This window comes from Streptococcus sp. NLN76 (genome assembly GCF_015686645.1).
Lineage (GTDB): Bacteria > Bacillota > Bacilli > Lactobacillales > Streptococcaceae > Streptococcus.
On the sequence record NZ_JADPMS010000091.1, the window covers coordinates 1 to 1,852 of the forward strand.

Here is a 1,852-nt window from a genome sequence, read left to right on the forward strand (position 1 = left end):
ATAAAGGGGAAATCCTCTTTTGTCTAGTCGAATGTTTCACCCAATGGGTGAAAAGCAGAACCTTCCAGAAACCCTGTGATCAATACGGTTTCTGGAAGGTTTTTAAGTTAGGTATGAATAATTTGGGATTAAATACAGGAAGTAACAATATGCCCGCACTTTCCATTCACAAATACGATAAAAGCAATCCAAACTATCTTGAAGATTGGACCAGTTTTTATGAAATTGGTCAACGTTTCATGGAAAACTACTATCGTTTGAAGACTACCTCCAGGTAGAAACCCAGTATGTCCAGACTATTCAAAACATACTAGATTTACTTCAAGTAAACACCTTATCTGTTTTCTATTGTCGTAAATCTGACAGTCGTGAAAGAACAAGGAAAGAAGCTGCTCTGACACCAGATCAGTATCTTCTCTATCAACGTATAGATGATGGAACTCTATTAAATCGGACTGAGATATCTGAGGTAATTCGATTCAATTTACGAGATACTTTGGGGTGCAGAATTGTTGGAGATGACATAAATATTCACTTTGGTTATGATTACTACATGTATATTGAAAGTTCCAGTAAAGCACACTTTAAAGAATTTCAAAAAATAATTAATAGAGAAGGCCTCTACTGGCAGGAGTTTTCCATTGCCCCCTACCATTTAGATACAGATGATGTAAATGCTTTGTCTTTTAGTTGGGGCGATGATCAGATAAATCCACCAGGTGATTATCATCATGACCTTCGTATTTCTAAAGATAATCCCTTGAATCGTACCTATACCGAATGGAGTCATTTTGAAGAAATCGAAAATGGGCTGGATTGGGGAGAGTACCAAACTGTGGAACAAAAATACCTCCAGCTAGTTTTAGACTTTTTGGAGTACTTCCAGGTAAATCAACTAGCCGTCAATGGAGGTCTAGGATTCACCACCATTCAAGAACTCGGAGTGCCTGCCCAGTACTTCACTTCTCAAGAAGAAATATTATTCCAAAAATTACAGGAGTATGATAAAAATGTAGAAGATTGGACCGTTGAATCATTTATTGTTCAAAAAGAAGATTTTTCAACTCTATTCCAATTAATTTTCAAAGGTAGATATAACACTTGGATAAGTACAAGCCACATCTCCATCCAATTCGATTCCTCCTACCGCCTCTTCCTCTCCTTCTACGGTCACAAAAAGGAAGTGCAAGAGTTAGTCGAAAAACACGGACTCTATTGGCAGGAACGCCAACCACCTTATCATGAGGCGGTCGACTTCACATAACTACGAAAGGACCATATATGCCAGCACTTTCCATTCACAAATACGACAAAAGCAATCTCAACTACATTGAAGATTGGACCGCCATATCTGATATTGGGGATACCTTCTACGGGAAAGTATTAACTTTAGAAGACTACCTAGAAGCTGAAAATCGATATGTTCAAACCATCGCCAAGATTCTGCAATTATTTAACATTAATCCCGAATTATTCATAGCCTGAATATCTTTGCGTAACTATCAAAAAAAAATCATCAGAAACAAGCAATAAACAATTGCAATTCTGATGATTTTTATGAACGATCAAGTTTTTCTATAAATAAAGATGGGTCTGCTACCTTAGCACCCTAAAAAAGGGTAGACTCCACCCTTGGTGCGACTCTCGATTTTTAAAAATGTATTCTATTTGATTCGGTATCCTAATTTCCTAACAAAGGAGGACTGGTATCCCTTATTGCATAGGGAACGGGGAGTGAGAAATCTAGTCTGGAAATTCGCTCAAAGAGAGCCTGAAACTCATCCTTCAGAGAATAGAGATTAGACAGTTTTAGAATTTGTTTTCTAGCACTTTTGACGCATTTTCCAGCTAT

Annotated in this window: 3 protein-coding genes; all 3 read left to right on the forward strand. The window is 37.4% G+C overall.

Annotated features, from left to right (window positions below):
• Positions 1–278 (forward strand): hypothetical protein (locus I1A59_RS09560; protein WP_210766482.1); only part of this gene is annotated, 278 nt, incomplete at its 5' end.
• Between the two features lie 275 nt (positions 279–553).
• A complete protein-coding gene (locus tag I1A59_RS09330) occupies positions 554–1,264 on the forward strand; it encodes a hypothetical protein (protein ID WP_196092481.1) in 711 nt (236 codons plus the stop codon).
• Positions 1,265–1,281: 17 nt separating this feature from the next.
• On the forward strand, positions 1,282–1,485 hold the full coding sequence (locus I1A59_RS09335) for a hypothetical protein (protein ID WP_196092482.1): 204 nt from the start codon (positions 1,282–1,284) through the stop codon (positions 1,483–1,485).
• The last annotated feature ends 367 nt before the right edge of the window (positions 1,486–1,852 follow it).